This is a genomic window from Dictyobacter kobayashii (assembly GCF_003967555.1).
In the GTDB taxonomy this organism is placed as follows: Bacteria; Chloroflexota; Ktedonobacteria; order Ktedonobacterales; family Ktedonobacteraceae; genus Dictyobacter; species Dictyobacter kobayashii.
Window position 1 is genome coordinate 2083363 of sequence record NZ_BIFS01000002.1, and the last position, 15101, is coordinate 2098463.

The 15101-nt window shown below is 49.3% G+C and carries 16 protein-coding genes, 1 pseudogene and 1 riboswitch; of the genes and pseudogenes, 12 read left to right on the forward strand and 5 right to left on the reverse strand.

The genetic code is table 11. The features are described 5' to 3' along the window. The first annotated feature begins 125 nt into the window (after nucleotides 1–125). Nucleotides 126–237, forward strand: a riboswitch (TPP riboswitch). Nucleotides 238–331: 94 nt separating this feature from the next. The 10 genes from EL645_RS39785 to EL645_RS39790 all read left to right on the forward strand — a co-directional run bounded on the left by EL645_RS39785 (nucleotide 332) and on the right by EL645_RS39790 (nucleotide 7780). Continuing rightward, entirely contained in the window at nucleotides 332–625 is a 294-nt protein-coding gene (locus EL645_RS39785) for a hypothetical protein (protein WP_161977960.1), read from the forward strand. After that, the gene (locus tag EL645_RS35520) at nucleotides 559–1458 is read left to right on the forward strand and encodes a purine-cytosine permease family protein (protein WP_281276458.1); all 900 of its coding nucleotides are present in this window, start codon (nucleotides 559–561) and stop codon (nucleotides 1456–1458) included. The genes EL645_RS39785 and EL645_RS35520 overlap by 67 nt, the downstream gene beginning before the upstream one ends. Next, nucleotides 1455–1874, forward strand: a complete 420-nt coding sequence (locus EL645_RS44835; protein ID WP_161977962.1) for a cytosine permease — start codon at nucleotides 1455–1457, stop codon at nucleotides 1872–1874. Before EL645_RS35520 ends, EL645_RS44835 begins: the two co-directional genes overlap by 4 nt. A gap of 67 nt (nucleotides 1875–1941) precedes the next feature. Next, nucleotides 1942–2811 carry a bifunctional hydroxymethylpyrimidine kinase/phosphomethylpyrimidine kinase gene (gene thiD / locus EL645_RS35530; RefSeq protein WP_218032205.1) on the forward strand — a complete coding sequence of 290 codons (870 nt, stop codon included), beginning with the start codon at nucleotides 1942–1944 and terminating at the stop codon, nucleotides 2809–2811. Nucleotides 2812–2879: 68 nt separating this feature from the next. After that, complete coding sequence (gene thiM, locus EL645_RS35535; protein WP_126557146.1) at nucleotides 2880–3692, forward strand: hydroxyethylthiazole kinase; 813 nt, start codon at nucleotides 2880–2882, stop codon at nucleotides 3690–3692. A 49-nt stretch (nucleotides 3693–3741) separates the two neighbouring features. Further along, nucleotides 3742–4323: a thiamine phosphate synthase gene (gene thiE / locus EL645_RS35540; protein ID WP_126557147.1), complete on the forward strand. Its 582-nt coding sequence runs from the start codon at nucleotides 3742–3744 to the stop codon at nucleotides 4321–4323. A gap of 383 nt (nucleotides 4324–4706) precedes the next feature. Further along, nucleotides 4707–5342: an RNA polymerase sigma factor gene (locus EL645_RS35545; protein WP_126557148.1), complete on the forward strand. Its 636-nt coding sequence runs from the start codon at nucleotides 4707–4709 to the stop codon at nucleotides 5340–5342. Between the two features lie 117 nt (nucleotides 5343–5459). Then, complete coding sequence (locus EL645_RS35550) at nucleotides 5460–5678, forward strand: hypothetical protein (protein WP_126557149.1); 219 nt, start codon at nucleotides 5460–5462, stop codon at nucleotides 5676–5678. 507 nt (nucleotides 5679–6185) lie between these two features. Then, nucleotides 6186–7526, forward strand: coding sequence for a lipid II:glycine glycyltransferase FemX (locus EL645_RS35555; protein ID WP_161977963.1), 1341 nt, complete (start codon nucleotides 6186–6188; stop codon nucleotides 7524–7526). 86 nt (nucleotides 7527–7612) lie between these two features. After that, nucleotides 7613–7780 carry a hypothetical protein gene (locus EL645_RS39790; protein ID WP_161977964.1) on the forward strand — a complete coding sequence of 56 codons (168 nt, stop codon included), beginning with the start codon at nucleotides 7613–7615 and terminating at the stop codon, nucleotides 7778–7780. Between the two features lie 30 nt (nucleotides 7781–7810). On the opposite strand, the gene EL645_RS35560 is transcribed toward EL645_RS39790, so the two are convergent. After that, nucleotides 7811–8476 carry a LysM peptidoglycan-binding domain-containing protein gene (locus EL645_RS35560; protein ID WP_161977965.1) on the reverse strand — a complete coding sequence of 222 codons (666 nt, stop codon included), beginning with the start codon at nucleotides 8474–8476 and terminating at the stop codon, nucleotides 7811–7813. 498 nt (nucleotides 8477–8974) lie between these two features. Here EL645_RS35560 and EL645_RS35565 point away from each other — a divergent pair, with 498 nt between their 5' ends. Beyond that, nucleotides 8975–9967: a D-alanyl-D-alanine carboxypeptidase family protein gene (locus EL645_RS35565; RefSeq protein WP_161977966.1), complete on the forward strand. Its 993-nt coding sequence runs from the start codon at nucleotides 8975–8977 to the stop codon at nucleotides 9965–9967. A gap of 199 nt (nucleotides 9968–10166) precedes the next feature. Further along, a complete protein-coding gene (locus tag EL645_RS35570; RefSeq protein WP_126557153.1) occupies nucleotides 10167–10571 on the forward strand; it encodes a response regulator in 405 nt (134 codons plus the stop codon). 90 nt (nucleotides 10572–10661) lie between these two features. On the opposite strand, the pseudogene EL645_RS35575 reads toward EL645_RS35570, so the two are convergent. From EL645_RS35575 to EL645_RS35590, 4 genes and pseudogenes are all read right to left on the reverse strand, one after another. Beyond that, nucleotides 10662–11494 (reverse strand): annotated as a pseudogene (locus tag EL645_RS35575) (carbohydrate ABC transporter permease). 50 nt (nucleotides 11495–11544) lie between these two features. Then, nucleotides 11545–12450: a carbohydrate ABC transporter permease gene (locus tag EL645_RS35580; RefSeq protein ID WP_218032209.1), complete on the reverse strand. Its 906-nt coding sequence runs from the start codon at nucleotides 12448–12450 to the stop codon at nucleotides 11545–11547. A 37-nt stretch (nucleotides 12451–12487) separates the two neighbouring features. Further along, complete coding sequence (locus EL645_RS35585; RefSeq protein ID WP_246035690.1) at nucleotides 12488–13771, reverse strand: ABC transporter substrate-binding protein; 1284 nt, start codon at nucleotides 13769–13771, stop codon at nucleotides 12488–12490. Between the two features lie 304 nt (nucleotides 13772–14075). After that, nucleotides 14076–15086, reverse strand: coding sequence for a LacI family DNA-binding transcriptional regulator (locus EL645_RS35590; protein ID WP_126557154.1), 1011 nt, complete (start codon nucleotides 15084–15086; stop codon nucleotides 14076–14078). Nucleotides 15087–15101 lie beyond the last annotated feature (15 nt).

Sequence of the window (15101 nt, forward strand, 5' to 3'; positions counted from 1 at the left end):
TAACGAGGGACGCATTTTCTCTTCTCCGACCCCCAAATTCGGGGGAACTCCAGATTGGCAAGTAGCTCGATTATGGGGTATAGTAAAGAAAAATAATACTATTGATGTATTGATCTTGTCATTTTGAATAGTGATGCGGGAGCTTGGGGAAGCCAGGCTGAGAGGACAACCGGAAGTTCGTTGTCGACCGAACCTGATCTGGATAATGCCAGCGTAGGAAACGACATTTGCTTGAGTAGCAATCTCGGACGGCACTGGCTGGCAGCTAGTGCCGTTTTTGTTGTCACTATGGCCTTGCGAGACCTATGCCTGGGCTGAAAGGGGTTTTGCTATGTCTGATGAGGTGAAAGTTAGTGGCCCTACACCTGTGGTGGCGGATGAGTTTTTAAAGGTAGAGCGCCGAGGTATGGAGCCTGTGCCCGATGCTGAGCGGCATGGCTCGCCACGCGAATTGGCCCTGGTCTGGACCGGCGCTATGTCCAATTATGTTTCTTTGTTGACTGGCGCGCTGGTTATTGGTGCTCCGGTAGCCGTGGGGTTAGCGGGGGACAATTGGGATTGGTTGATAGTGGGGTGGCGATCGTGGTTGGTGCGGCCCTGGCGGCCCTTATTCATGGCCTTATAAGTGCTACAGGAGCCCGCACGGGTACGCCGCAAATGATTTTCGCCCGTGGGGTCTATGGACATCGGGGCGCATATCTGGGTGCCGCGCTGACCTGGTTGATGGCGATCGGCTGGTTTGCTGTTGACTGTATTATTGGCGGCTGGGCGCTGGTGCAGTTGCTGGGCATTTTTGGCGTCCCGAAGACGACAGAGGTAGCGATGGGGGCGATCACGATCGTGCTGGTTGCATCGATGGTCGTCGCGATTTATGGGCACCAGACGGTGCATGTCTTTGAAAAATATGGTGCTGTGGTTTTTATGGCTTTTTGCGCCCTGCTATTTATTATCTTATGGCCAAAGATCCACTGGAAGCTGCCCACCACTGTGCATGGTTCGCCGCGCTTTGCCGCTATGGTGGTGGGTGGTAGTTTTATTTATGCCCTGGTAGCCTCCTGGATTCCTTTTGCCTCGGACTATTCGCGCTACTTACCACGCTCCGTGTCGTCGCAGCGCATCGCCTGGTGGGCTGGCGCTGGCATTGGTTTTCCGGTCGCGCTATTGGGCATCATCGGCGTGGCACTCTATACCATTGACCCATCTAATCCAGATCTGCTCAGTGTGATTACAGCGGCCAGCCCGGCCTGGTTGACGATCCCATTTCTGCTATTTGTGGTCCTGGGGGAGATCTGGGCGAACTACTTTGATGTGTATACAGCGGGCCTGGTTGCCCTGGCGATGGATATTCCGCTGCGCCGCTGGGTATCGGCCCTGATCTGTGGCCTGGTTGGGGGATATGTGTCTATAGTATCGGCTTCTTCTCCCATTTCAATCGAGCGCGTACCTATACCGAATTGACGACCAGCTTCCTTGGCTTTTACACCGATTTTCTCTTGTTGACCTATCTCTGGGTCCCCTCCTGGGCCGCAGTATTGCTGGTGGATTTCTTTGTGTTCAGGCGTGGCTCATATGCTGCAGAACACCTGACACGTGGGCGTAATGGTTTTTACTGGTATCAAGGAGGCGTGTTCTGGCGTGCTGTAATTGCCTGGTTGGTTGGTTTTGCTGTGACAATCCCATTCATTGGCTCAGCAACTTTACCCTGGCTAAGCACGCCCTGGCAGGGTCCACTGGCCCATCTTTTAGGTGGCATCGACATCAGCGGCCTGATTGGGGCTATTGTCAGCGGGCTACTCTATTATCTATTGGGTCGGGGCTATTTTAGCAACCTGCCAGCGAGTAAAAAAGCTATACATGAAAGCTCAGTCGAGTAGTTGATCCTTGCCTGAAATGGCGCGTAACAGTGTATAAATATATTTATAGTGAGAAGAGGAGTGTAACATGTCTTCTACTATGCAAAGCGTAGCTGGAGGAACTCCACGTGCCCTGACCATTGCTGGTTCTGATTCGGGCGGGGGAGCAGGTATCCAGGCTGATCTAAAGACTTTTGCAGCCCTGGGCGTATATGGAACATCAGCAATTACGGCCGTGACGGCCCAGAATACGCGCGCCGTGCTCAGTGCTTTTGAGCTGCCACTGGAAATGATCGCGGCACAGATAGATGCGGTGATGGACGATATCGGTGCCCTGGCAGCCAAGACCGGTATGTTGGCCAGTCCCGAGATCATCCAACTGGTAGCCGAGCGCGTCCGACATTGGAATTTGCGCCTGGTAGTTGATCCTGTAATGGTGGCGAAAGGAGGCGAACGATTATTGCAGGAGAGGGCTATTGAGACATTGAAGTCGACCCTGCTGCCGCTGGCGGAGGTGGTAACGCCCAATCTACCCGAGGCCGAGGTGCTGGTTGGTCATAGCGTGCGAGGCACTGTGGAGATGCGCGAAGCGGCCCGCGCTATCCATGCGCTGGGTCCACGTTATGTGGTGGTGAAAGGAGGACATAGTGCTGATGCTCCAGTAGATATTTTGTTTGATGGCCAGGAATTTCAGGAGCTGAGGGCTGAACGCGTGCAGACCGCAAATACCCATGGCACTGGCTGTACATTCTCGGCAGCGATCACCGCCTTTATCGCACGTGGTTGGGACGCCGATGAGGCCGTAGTACGCGCCAAGCGCTATGTTACGGGGGCGATCCAGCACGCAGATGCATTACATATTGGACATGGCCATGGCCCGGTCGATCATTTCTGGCTGCTGGATCGTGGTCTGGAGAGGCCTGTTACAGTTGATGATGAAAAAGATGATACCGTCTAGCATTGGTGATAGTCCCAATTTTTTAGTTGTTCTATCTATATTTTTAAACGCCGCAAAGGATGAGAGCGATGAATACTAATGTACCAACGCAAGATCTGGCAGGGCTGCTGACACGTATTCGTGAGCGCAAACCACTTGTCCACCACATTACTAATATGGTGGTAATGAATGATACTGCTAATATAACGCTGGCGATTGGAGCCCTGCCAGTGATGGCCCACGCTCCTGAAGAAGTTGAGGAGATGGTTGGCCTGGCTGGCGCACTGGTGTTAAATATAGGAACATTAACAGTCGAGCAGATAGAGTCGATGCTCCTGGCGGGAAAGCGAGCAAACGAACGAGGTATCCCGATCGTGTTAGATCCAGTAGGTGCGGGGGCAACGCGTTTTCGGACCCAGAATGCTTTACGCCTATTGAGTGAATTGCGGATCGCTGTTTTAAGAGGTAATGCCGCTGAGATTGGTGCTCTGGTTGGCGTGGAGGGCGAGACGCGTGGCGTTGAGTCCATTTCTGCTGGCGCGGCCCCGGCGGTCATCGCGCGTACAGCGTCGAATAATTTTGGTTGTACCGTAGCTATTACAGGCGTGCATGATGTAATTGTGGACGGTGAGCGTACGGCTGAAGTTGCCAATGGGCATCCCTTGCTGGGCTCAATCACGGGTAGCGGTTGTATGGCTACCAGCCTGGTAGGAGCTTTTCTGGCCGTTGAGTCAGATCCCTGGCAGGCTACCATTGCGGCCCTGGTGGCGATGGGGATTGCCGGTGAGGTTGCGGCTCCCATGGCCGGTGGACCTGGTACCTTCCGCTCTCATTTGTTGGATGCCGTGGCGGCTTTAAGCTATGAACAGCTTTGTGAGCAGCAGAGAGTGAGCTTTGTATGAGTGGGAATGTATCTCCCAACCTTGCATTTCATGTCTTAACCGATCGGGAATGGTCGCGGGGCGTAGTGTGTTAGAAGTGGCCTCAGATGCCATTGATGGTGGCGCGACCGCGATCCAGTTGCGCGATAAGAATGTCAGTACTCGTACCCTGGTCGAGGAGGGACGGGCTCTGCGTGAACTTACCCGCAAACGTGGTGTACTTTTAATTGTCAATGATCATATTGATGTTGCCTTAGCGATTGAGGCCGATGGTGCGCACGTAGGACAGGATGATATGCCTGCTGAGCTGGCGCGCAAATTGCTTGGCCCAAACCGTATTCTTGGCATATCCGCTGGCTCGCTGGATGAGGCTGTGGCTGCGATTATGGCAGGCGCAGATTATCTAGGGGTCGGACCTATCTATGCCACACGCGGCAAAGCAGATGCGGGGGAGCCAGTGGGTCTCAGCCTCATCTCAGAAATCGCCAGGCGCTATACAACCCCTCTGGTCGCCATCGGTGGCATCACGGCTGAGAATGCTGGCGAGGTCATACAGGCGGGCGCCACTGGAATAGCGGTTATTACAGCGGTGGTGAATGCTGAAGACGTTTCATTGGCGGCTCATCAATTAGCACGTGCCATAACCGTCTAATCTTAAAAAAATATGAATTTGCATGAGCTACAAGCCGGTCTTGATGTGCTCAAAAGCTAACATTGGCCACCAGTCGACATGTATCCTAATTGTCCTACCATTCGTAAACAGAGAAAGGCACTATTCACAACCGTCACTTTCGTCTTAACATTGACAGTACGTGCCTGAAGCGTCAGTCGCAAGGGCAGGCGCCTCATCATAAACATCCTTAGCAGAACGCCGAGAAGCTTAGAAAATTCTCAGGTTTTGCTAAGGATGTTTTTAATCTCTTAAGTTTATGCTTAGACTACCTTACAGCAGAGCTTATCGACCCCAAAAACGCTTGAATTATAGCGTCAAAAAAACTATGCTTATGGGGACGAAAGAAAGTGAGGTTGTTGAAAATGCAAGTTCGGGAACATACAAAAAATAATTTACAGAATACAGAAATTTCAGACGGAACATTGGTAAAACAAACATTGGCTGGCGATCAGTCCGCGTTTGAAATGCTGGTACGTCGCTATAATACACCAATCTTCAATTTTATCTGCCACCTATTAAATGATTATGACCTGGCCTGTGATGTCTCTCAGCAAGTCTTTACACAGCTTTATATTTCAATGCCTACCTTGCGCACTGGTGAGCCTCTGAAAGCCTGGTTGTTCCAGGTAGCTCGTAATCGCTGTTTAGATGAATTGCGCCGCAAACGCGCCATCCACTTCTCGGAGTTAGAATCTGCTCACGATGAAGAGGATCTGTCGCCATTAGCCATTATTCCTGATGGTGGTCCTTTGCCTGACGAACTGGCTGAGCGCAGCGACTTAAAAGCAAAGCTGCACGAAGCTATTGATGCGCTTCCTCCCAAGTTCCGTATGGTAGTACTATTGCGTTACACTTCTCAGTTAAGCTTTGCCGAAATTGGTAAAACGTTGAGTATGCCGGAAGCCACAGCAAAGACTTACTTCCAGCGCGCTCGTCCGTTGCTGCGCGCTTCAATGGCCCAGCACTGGCAGCCACGGGTTGCACGCTCCGCTTCTTAATTATCTCTGACATTTTTAAGATTTCTAATCTAAAGCTTGGAATTCTGAAACTTCCCTCTTATGTTCATCGTATTAAAACCAGACGATAACAACGATGAACGTAAGAGGGATTTAATTATGAACAACATTTCATTAGACTTTTTAAATAGCGATGTGGTATTGGAAGAGACGGAGCTGGATGAGTTGTTTGTAAATGGGCTACAGGCCAATCCGCCAGAAGATATGGTTGCGCGCATTATGAATGCGGTATCCGTATTGCCTCAGCCCAAACCATTGTCTCAATGGAAGGATTTCGACTTCTTCGTCGCTGACGATACATACGATCAACTTTCTTAGAAACACAGGTAAAAACACACCTGTGTTTTTCTTTGTCCGCTTAAATTTTCTAAGCTGTATTTGTGTGAGGTAGTGGATGTAGTGGCCTGGTAATCCAGGCTTTGAATGGAAGCAGCAAAAATCTGTAGAAGGAACTAAGTGAGCCAGATTGTGTATATAGTTTCATCCTCCGGGTCCCCTTCTTAAAGCCTAAAATCGATCTCCTTTTTCAGCCAGTGTCACCTTCGCTAAGTTTGCTTGTTTTTTTTTGCTCTTTTTCATATTCTCAATTGTGCTGACTTTTCAATGCTTGCCAGACAGCTTATTAGCATGTTTGTCCCCAATTAGTGGTTTATAAAGAGGACTTTAGAGCTATACCTTTGCATGCATCTACCCAAACAATATATAAATTCGTGGATATGTATCGTTCTTATTTTGAGAATGCCGTATTCCTCCATATTTTACCTTAATAGCTCATTCAGTAAAATTTCTGATGGTTATAACGACAAAAAGAAAAGGATAGAGAAAATGAAGGCGCAAATCATTACTGATCGCCAGCAATGGAATGACTTTGTGGCGGCGTCCGAATTATGTAATCTCACCCAGACCTATGAGTGGGGCGAGCTGATGAGTAAGCGCCATTCCGATTCGTTGCACGTTGGGGTGGTGAAGGATGATGGTTCCCTTTGTGCTGTTATGCTTGTGCTCGTATCTACCGTGCCTGCCCTGCGCGTCCCTTATTTTTACGCTCCGCGTGGCCCTATTGTGGAAGATCCTGCTTCGCCAGCCATGACATTATTGCTTAATTTCGTCAAGGCTGAGGCGCATAAGCGTGGCGCCTGTATGTTAAAGGTAGAGCCAGGTGTACCTGACGATGATAGAACCTGGCTGAATGCGCTCCGCCATTATGGCTTTCGCTCCATCCCCTATGCTCATCATTTACGCCATGAGTGGGTGACAGATATCCGTGCCGACGAGCAAGAGTTGATGTCTAAAATGCATAAAAAGACACGACAATATATCCGTACATCCGCACGCACCGGTGTTGTTATTCGTGAAAGCCACGAGCAGTCCGGCATCGACGCTTTTTACCGTATCTATTGTGAGACAGGTGAGCGTAGTGAGTTTATGGTACTCAATAAAGAGTACTACGAGAATTTCTTGCGCCTGTACAAAGATAACGCAGCGCTACTGATTGCTGAATATGATAATCGCATCATCGCGGCCGCGATCGTGGTTCGCCTGGGACGTTGGAGTTGGAATATGTACGAAGCCGCCTCTGATGAATCACGCGAGATGCGCGTCAACTACTTATTGCAATGGCAGCGTATCCTCTGGGCGAAGTCCCATGGCTGCTGGTATTTTAACTCACGTGGCATACCCGATGTGCTCGAAGAGGGCAATGAGCTCTACGGAGTCTATAATTTCAAACGCGGTTTTGGTGGCTATGCCATGCGCTCATTAGAGACGCAGGATCTGGTTTATCGTCCCTTAGTCTACAAGACATATCGGACTTTGCTTGATGGTAAACACTGGTACGAAGAGAGGCAAGCCGAAAAGAAAAAGGCCGAGGAGAAGAAAAAGGCTGCGCAGAAGCAGGCTGTTCGTGAAGCGGCTCAGCAAGCGCTTCCAACTCCAGCCGCTTCAGCTCAGGAGAAAACGTCCGCGCAGAAAGTTCCCGCAGCTGTAACTTCCATGCCTCAGATACCAGAGACACCGCGTCCAGAAGCCGTAGCGAATGCCCAGAAATTACCCCAGGTACCAGAGACGCCCCGCCCTGCAGCTACTGACAGGCCCCGCAAACAGAAAAAAGCCCCCAAACCAGCAGCAGAGCAGCCTCTCGAAGTAGAAAACACCTCTGGCAAATAAACCTTATTGCTGTTCAAGTGCAAAAATGAGATTTTAATGTGCTTGTAGCAATAAGGTTTCGGTATGCTTGTATAGACGGTTTTAATATGTTGGCCACAAATGCGCACAGCGCATTTGTGGCCAACATATTAAAACCGTTCGGGCACGTCAGCGCCCGCACGCAAAAACAAAAAGAAAAAGCCCCGGAAAAACTTCCGGAGCTTCTTCTTTTTGTGGACGTCAATTTAACGGAGTTGTCTAAAAACTTAAATTAACACATCTAATGCTGTCAAAGGTAATCTACCTTATTGACACGTCCACTCACGCCAGCTATAGCCATCGCGCACGAATATGTCGTGGGCAGCAATAATATTGGCCCTGGCATCATAAGGAGACATTCCAGCCTGCGAGGTGGTACCCCACGTACTCGGATACAGGATCTGGAACAGGCCTGCGGCGTGGCTTCCACCAATTGAATAAGCATTGGTGGCACCAGGATTCATCCCTGATTCACACGCGGCAATATGTTTGGCCCCCGCCGCATAGGATCCGAAGATCTCATCAATCATTCCGTTGATGTCGGAGCTTGCAGCAACTGCAGGCGCAGGAGCGGCGGCTGGTGGAGCGGCCGGAACTGGCGTTGGTACGACGGGCGCGGGTGTCGGCACAGCCGGAGCTGGTGTCGGAACGACCGGGGCCGGTGTCGGAGCTGCTGGAGCAACTGGCGCTTTCTTAGAAGCTGTGCGGGCGGCTGTCGCATTGTCAACACAAATCTTCTGGTTGATAAAAATGAGATTTGGATTGGTAATGCTATTAATGGATGCTAGCGTCAACCAGCTAGCAGTGTAGCGTTTGGCGATCTGACTTAATGTGTCACCTGCTACTACTTTATAGGAGTTAGTACAACTGGTAACAGCCTGCGCTGTATGCGTAGTGGCCGTATGTGCCGTAGCCGGTGCTGCGTATGCCATATTAGGAGCTGCTAGACTTACACCCAATGTGGCACCAAGTATACTTAAGGTTCCCATAACTACATTTAAACGATTTTTCTTCGACTGTTTTGATTTCTCCAAACGTAAAAAGTTTTTAAGGTAATGGTTTACTTGCAATATTTCCTCACTTCGAGTAGACAACTTCCGGTCCCGCTACGCGGGGTTCCTCTCCACACGGCTATGCCGCATGGCCTGTTGTTCAGGTCGTCGTAGGAACATTGTTAGAATACCATGAAACGCGTTGATATGTATAGAAATATAGATTTTGATGGCCTTAATTACCTATTAACATAATTAAGGATATATAAATGTCCAGTAAGGTAAGTGTAAAAAAGCCTTTTAGAGCCCAGAATTCCAGATAGAAGCCAGTAATTTTTTCATAGTATTAACTGTTAACAAATTATCCTTTCATTCGATACTACTATTGGATACCTATAAATGTTTTTCTGCTAATAAATATTAGACAGGAGCCTGTGCATGGAGCGCCGCGTTTTTGCCGTTGTACTGATAATAATTCTTTTACTATTCGGGTCTACGTGCTATATTTTTACATTTACTCCTATCAATGCTCAGATTATGGACACTCTGGGTTCATTGAATCCCACTCCCACACCCACGCCAGAGCCTACTCCCACTCCCTTACCAACTCCGGAACCGACGCCAACACCACTTCCGACACCCACGCCGACGCCGCGAGGCATGATGCCGCAATCCCAGGCCTCGGCAATCTATATGGTGGATGGCAATACTAATGCCGTGTTGTCTAACGTCAATGGGACTCAGGTCCTCCCGATGGCCAGTACGGTAAAAATTATGACAGCTATGTTGACAATTGAAGACGTAGGACTCGACCAAAAAGTCACAATTCCACAGGACGCGGTTGATCGTACGGCGGATGGCACTGCCAGTACCGCACAATTGCATGTAGGCGATATCATTAAGGTCAGGGATCTTTTGTATGGCGCATTGTTGCCTTCCGGGGCTGATGCTGCTACCGCCCTGGCCGATTATGTTGGTGGCTCTACCCCCAATTTTGTACAAATGATGAACAGCAAGGCTGCCGTGTTGGGGCTAACCCAGACCCATTTTGTGGACCCCGATGGCCTGACGATCGATGGCGATGTCAGTATGACCAGCGCGGCGGATTTAACGAAGTTAGCTGAATATGCCATGGCGAATAGTACCTTTGCCACTATCGTTCAGCAAACCTCTTATGATCTCGCGCCAACCATGTACCATCGCAAATATCATTGGACGACCACTAATGGCTTGCTCACTGACTATCCTGGTATGCTGGGAGTGAAGACAGGGCATTCCAGTCGCGCTGGCTATTGCCTGGCCTTTGCCGCCGCTCGCGATGGACACTATATAGTAGGGGCGATCTTAAATAGTACCGATGAAGCCCAGCGCAACCTGGATGTGTCGAATTTGCTAGACTGGGGCTTCTCGAAACTCAGCGGCAAATTTTAGCGGAAATTAGTTATAGATAGTAGCATATATGGGCTTACAACTGGATACTTTTAGCCAGCTAAATCGCTCTTAGCACCCTTCACGCCTTGCTTTAGTTGTGAAAAGGTAGAACATATGTGTGATATACTACATTGTGTCTTTTTAATTTGAAGGTACTAATAGTATATTTCTCTAAATGCTGAGAAGCGAGGCTATAAGTATGTCTGCCCGTATCGTGGTGATAAACGATGACGAATCTATTCTTGACTTATTTCGCATGCTCCTTGAAGGCGAAGGCTATGAAGTCTTAACTTCAGTGGAAACGATGGAGAATGTTGAAGATGTTGAGCGACTCAAGCCGGACCTTGTGATTCTCGATCTAAAAATTGGCATGCAGCAAGAAGGGTGGACAATGATGCAGAAACTGCGTATGTACCCGCCCACCAAGGCCGTGCCGATCATTCTCTGTACAGCCGCCTTAAATGAAGTACGTGAGCAGGAATCTGTCTTAGAGGATAAAGGGATACCGGTTGTCTACAAGCCTTTTGATATTGATGAAATTCTAAAAGCCATTCACAGTGTCCTGCCTGATCCCGATAAGAAGGCTTCCTCACACAAAAAGTAGCCTTGCTGCTATAACGCCCGGACAGAAGTTACTCTGCCCGGGCGTTATGCTGCTATGAAGCAATCTGCCGGCTCTAGAAAATTTCAAGCCTTAGAACTTCAAGGCTCCAGCTGAGATGTTCGCGATGAACTGGCGTGCCCCCAGGAAGAAAATGATGATCAATGGTATCGTTGACATCAAAGTACCCGCCATGACCATGCTGTAGTCGGTACCATAGACGCCATTTAACTGTGCCAGGGCGATCTGCAGGGTATAGGTCCTGGGATCATTGAGCACAATCAAAGGCCACAGGTAGTCGTTCCAGGCATTAATGAAGGTAATTACGCCCAGGAAGCCCAGCGCGGCCTGAGCGCTGGCAGGGCAACGCTCCAATAGAGGCGCAGGTGGCTACAGCCATCGATGCGGCCTGCATCAATCAGGTCGGTATGAATGGCTGAAAGCGAATACTGGCGCATCCAGAAGATGCCGAAAGCGGTCACCATGCTAGGAATGATCAAGGGTAAGAAGGTGCCGATCCAGCCCAGGTCAGCCATGATCACAAAGGAAGCGACCAACGAACCTGCGGTTGGAATGATCATCGTGCCCAACAGAATCACGAACAGAATTTTTTTGCCGGGGAACTCAAATTTGGCAAAAGTGAAGCCAGCAATTGAACAGAAGAAGAGCACCAGTACCGTGACGCTAACCGCGATCAGCAATGTATTGCCAAAGTTGGTCAGGAAATCAATATTTTGGAGCACATGTGAAATGTTGACCCATAATTGGTCCCCAAAGATAATTTTGGGTGGAATACGGTAGATATCACTGGTCGTATTGGTCGACATCACGATCATCCAATAAAATGGAAAGACCGATGCCAGCAAGAATATTAACAGGATCAAATGGGTAATGATCCGTTGTGTACGTGTACCATAATCTTTCATCGCATCGACTCCTTCGTCTTAGTTATCACCGCGCTGCACGATTTTCCAGTTTACGAAAGTAAAGGCCAGCAGGATAAAGAACATGATCCAACTGACGGCGGCCCGTAGCCATAGTGGTATGTGGAGAAAGATTGCCAGTATTGATACAGCGACATCGTCAAGCCCTGGTTACCGACGCCACCATTATCTGTGTAGAGAATTTTTGGCTCGGTAAAGAGGGTCAGGCCTCCAATGGTGGAGGAGATGACGGTGAAGAGGATAACCGGTCGTAGCAGTGGGATGGTGATGCGGAAAAAGATGTTGATTGAGTTGGCTCCATCCAGGCGCGCAGCCTCATAGAAATCGGTGGGAATGCTTTGCAGGCCAGCCATATAGACCAGGGAATTATAGCCGACCCAGCGCCAGATGACGAGGAGGGCGATCGCCCATTTCATGGCCCAGAAATCACTGAGCCATTGTACGGCTGGCAGGTGCAGGGCGGTCAACACAGTGTTGAACAGACCGAACTGGGCGCCAAAGAATGAATTGAAGATCAGGGTAATTGCGACAATTGAGGTAATGTTTGGTAGGAAGTAGGCGATCTGGTAAGCAAACTTGGAGCGTGTCCTCTGGTTGAGCAGGAAGGCCATAATCAATGCCAGGAAGAGCATGGGGATGGTTGACATAAACCAGATTTCGAAGGTGTTGAGGATGGCGGTGCCAAATTTGGGATCGTTGAAAGCAAAGGTGAAATTGTTAAAACCGATAAAGGTCATCTTACCAATACCGTCCCATTGCTGGAAGGCCAGGTAGAGCGAGAAGATGGTTGGTACGATGCTAAATACCAGGAAAATGATGAAGTATGGCGCAATTGACAAATACATAGGGAGGTATTTGCGGAAATTGCTTTTGGGCTTAACGACAGTATTTTGCTGCGTGCCGCTTTGGGATACAGCGACTGGACTGACACTACTCATATGTCTTTTTCCTCCTTCTTTGGATCAAAGGCTATGATTACCGTAACAGTTGTCTCTGGATTTCTGTTTGAGCGTCATTCCAGGCCTGATCGGGGCTTTTATTCTGCAGGGCTATCAGGCTCAATTGATCGCTATAAGCTCCCGCGACGATATCGCTGTAAGCATTGAAGTAGAAGCGAGGAATATCTTTCGCTGCCACCGAGAAGACCTGGTTGGTGTCCTGGCCGCCATAAAAATCCTCATTAGAGTTCATACCAGGCTGATCGAAGGTGCTAAGGGTTGAAGGGAATAGCTGGAGTGACTTGTAGGCGGTCAGTTGATTGGTGGGGTTTTCGAGCCATTTTACCACTTCAAACGCTTCTTGTGGATGAGCACTGGCCTTGGTCACAGCGAGGAATGAACCACCCGAGTTGCCATCTCCACCTGGATTGCGTGCAATGCGCCACTGGCCCTTGGTATTGGGCGCGGCATCCTGCAATATCTGCTTCATCCAGACGGCTCCGACAAATGAAGCGATGGTGCCATTGCTGACGCCTGCATTCCATTCCGTGGTCCAGTTCGCAATATTCGCGCTGATACCATCTTGTTTGACCTGATTGGCCAGTGTCCAGGCCTGTTTCACGATATCCTGGGTCCCAATATAGTGATCCGAACGATCAAAATATTGTAGCGCATGTTGGCCGACCGATTGGCTAAAGACGTTGTTGATGTTATCAAACATAAACACTTTGCCATTTGTGGCTTGTTTTAGTTTCAGGCCCGCCTGAATATAATCATCCCAGGTCTTAAGCTGATTGGTAACTGCTTGAGGATCAGTAGGCAAGCCCGCTTTGGCAAAGAGATCCGCGCGATAGAAGAGGGCGGTTGGACCTGTATCCATCGGCAGGGCGATCAGCCTGCCACCTGGGGCGACTCCCAGATTCCATTTCCAGTCCAGGTACTGCGACTTGATGGAGTCCGCGCCCAGGGTACGTAGATCGACAAATTGGTCTTCATCCGGAAAATAGGTGGCGATATTGGAGTTGATGCCGAGTATATCAGGAACACCGTGATGTCCAGCCATGGATGTCCTGACTTTGCTGTCGTAATCGGTAATCTTTTCGGCGTGCAGATCGATATTAGGAAATACTCTCCCTACCTGCTGAATGAGCGAATCATCAATTGAGCGGTTCCAATACCACATGGTGAGCTGAATCTTTTGATTGGGACCTGCCCCGGTGCAGGCGCTCAGCGCAACTGAGAAGAGTGCCAGTAAGCATAAGATACCCCGCAGCGATGTGTTTATCTTACGCGAAGAGCGATTGCTGGTGCGATTCATCATGAACCTCACTTTCTGAAACTTTGACCCATGTAATGGTTTCAAACCTGCCTGAACAGTAGATAACGTTTTCTTTCCACAATAGATAGCCATTGATAGCGGCTATTAGTTTCTATGCCAGCGCAGCGTTAGTTTGACAGGATATACGGTTGTACGATTTACATTTAAGCTGTATGAGCTCTGATTCGAACTGGCGGGGAGCCAGGCTGTGAGAGCTATACGAGTGAGCCGATCATAAGCGAAAAACAGTAGATAGAAACGAGGCTGAAGGGGTAAAAAATTGCACCCTCCTTTCATCAAAGTAGTTTTATAGAAGAAGTGGTCCCGTAGATGCGCCTTGAACAAGCGTTGCCGGGAGCACAACCGAATTTTGTGAATTTGGATGTTTGATTTCATGCAGCAGGAGATTTATTGCTTCTGCTGCCAGGGCCTCGATATCAATTTTAATAGTTGTCAGTGGTGGAGTGGTAAAGCGTGAAATGGCAATGCCATCAAAGCCAATGATGGAGAGATCCCTGGGAATCTGAATATTCAACTCCCAGGCGGCTGTCATCAGACCCATGGCCATCATGTCGTTGGTGGCAAATACCGCTGTGGGTCGATTGGGATGGGTTAATAACTCATAGCCTACGGCTTTGCCTGTTTCCGCATTTGAATGTCCATTCTTCATTAGGTCGGTATCAAGCGTAAGATCGTAGGAAGCCAGGGCCGTTTGCAAGCCTTTTATACGTGACCTATGACATAGTTGACCTTCATCGGTCATGTCAGTGATCACACCAATACGTCGATGTCCAAGGGAGAGGAGGTGTTCACCTGCCAGGCGACCACCTTCGAAGAAATCATAGGAAATAGCTGGAAAAGGGCAAGGCTGCATCTCTTCTTCCAGACAATAAATGATCGGTAAATTTGGCAGTTCCATGGCCTGAATAATGTCAAGCGTAATGGCCGCGGAGAAGATAATTACTCCATCTACACGTCGCAAGGCCAGATCTCGCAGCATCTTTTGCCCCGTCTGATCACCGCTGGAAAATGTAGAGACAAAGACGCGAAAGCCTGCCTGATAGGCCAGGCATTCCATGGCCGCGGTCATTTCAGCAAAGAAAGGATTATCGATAGATGGGAAAACGAGGCCCAATACGCCGGTCCTTCCCTTAATCAAGCTGCGCGCAACCAGATTAGGACTGTAATGAAGTTCCTCGACGTATTGCATAACGCGGGCGCGGGTGGCTGAACTAACCGAGCCTTTGCCTGAAAGTACATTGGAAACGGTCGTCGCTGTCACGCCCGCTGCCCTGGCGATATCGTAAATAGTGGTCATAAAGCTCCTTCATCC

Excerpts from the sequence above, each read along its gene's own strand:
- EL645_RS39785 (WP_161977960.1), top strand. The coding sequence starts at position 332 with ATGTCTGATGAGGTGAAAGTTAGTGGCCCTACACCTGTGGTGGCGGAT.
- thiD (WP_218032205.1), top strand. The coding sequence starts at position 1,942 with ATGTCTTCTACTATGCAAAGCGTAGCTGGAGGAACTCCACGTGCCCTG.
- thiM (WP_126557146.1), top strand. The coding sequence starts at position 2,880 with ATGAATACTAATGTACCAACGCAAGATCTGGCAGGGCTGCTGACACGT.
- thiE (WP_126557147.1), top strand. The coding sequence starts at position 3,742 with ATGGTCGCGGGGCGTAGTGTGTTAGAAGTGGCCTCAGATGCCATTGAT.
- EL645_RS35545 (WP_126557148.1), top strand. The coding sequence starts at position 4,707 with ATGCAAGTTCGGGAACATACAAAAAATAATTTACAGAATACAGAAATT.
- EL645_RS35550 (WP_126557149.1), top strand. The coding sequence starts at position 5,460 with ATGAACAACATTTCATTAGACTTTTTAAATAGCGATGTGGTATTGGAA.
- EL645_RS35555 (WP_161977963.1), top strand. The coding sequence starts at position 6,186 with ATGAAGGCGCAAATCATTACTGATCGCCAGCAATGGAATGACTTTGTG.
- EL645_RS39790 (WP_161977964.1), top strand. The coding sequence starts at position 7,613 with ATGTTGGCCACAAATGCGCACAGCGCATTTGTGGCCAACATATTAAAA.
- EL645_RS35560 (WP_161977965.1), bottom strand. The coding sequence starts at position 8,476 with ATGGCATACGCAGCACCGGCTACGGCACATACGGCCACTACGCATACA.
- EL645_RS35565 (WP_161977966.1), top strand. The coding sequence starts at position 8,975 with ATGGAGCGCCGCGTTTTTGCCGTTGTACTGATAATAATTCTTTTACTA.
- EL645_RS35570 (WP_126557153.1), top strand. The coding sequence starts at position 10,167 with ATGTCTGCCCGTATCGTGGTGATAAACGATGACGAATCTATTCTTGAC.
- EL645_RS35580 (WP_218032209.1), bottom strand. The coding sequence starts at position 12,450 with ATGAGTAGTGTCAGTCCAGTCGCTGTATCCCAAAGCGGCACGCAGCAA.
- EL645_RS35585 (WP_246035690.1), bottom strand. The coding sequence starts at position 13,771 with ATGATGAATCGCACCAGCAATCGCTCTTCGCGTAAGATAAACACATCG.
- EL645_RS35590 (WP_126557154.1), bottom strand. The coding sequence starts at position 15,086 with ATGACCACTATTTACGATATCGCCAGGGCAGCGGGCGTGACAGCGACG.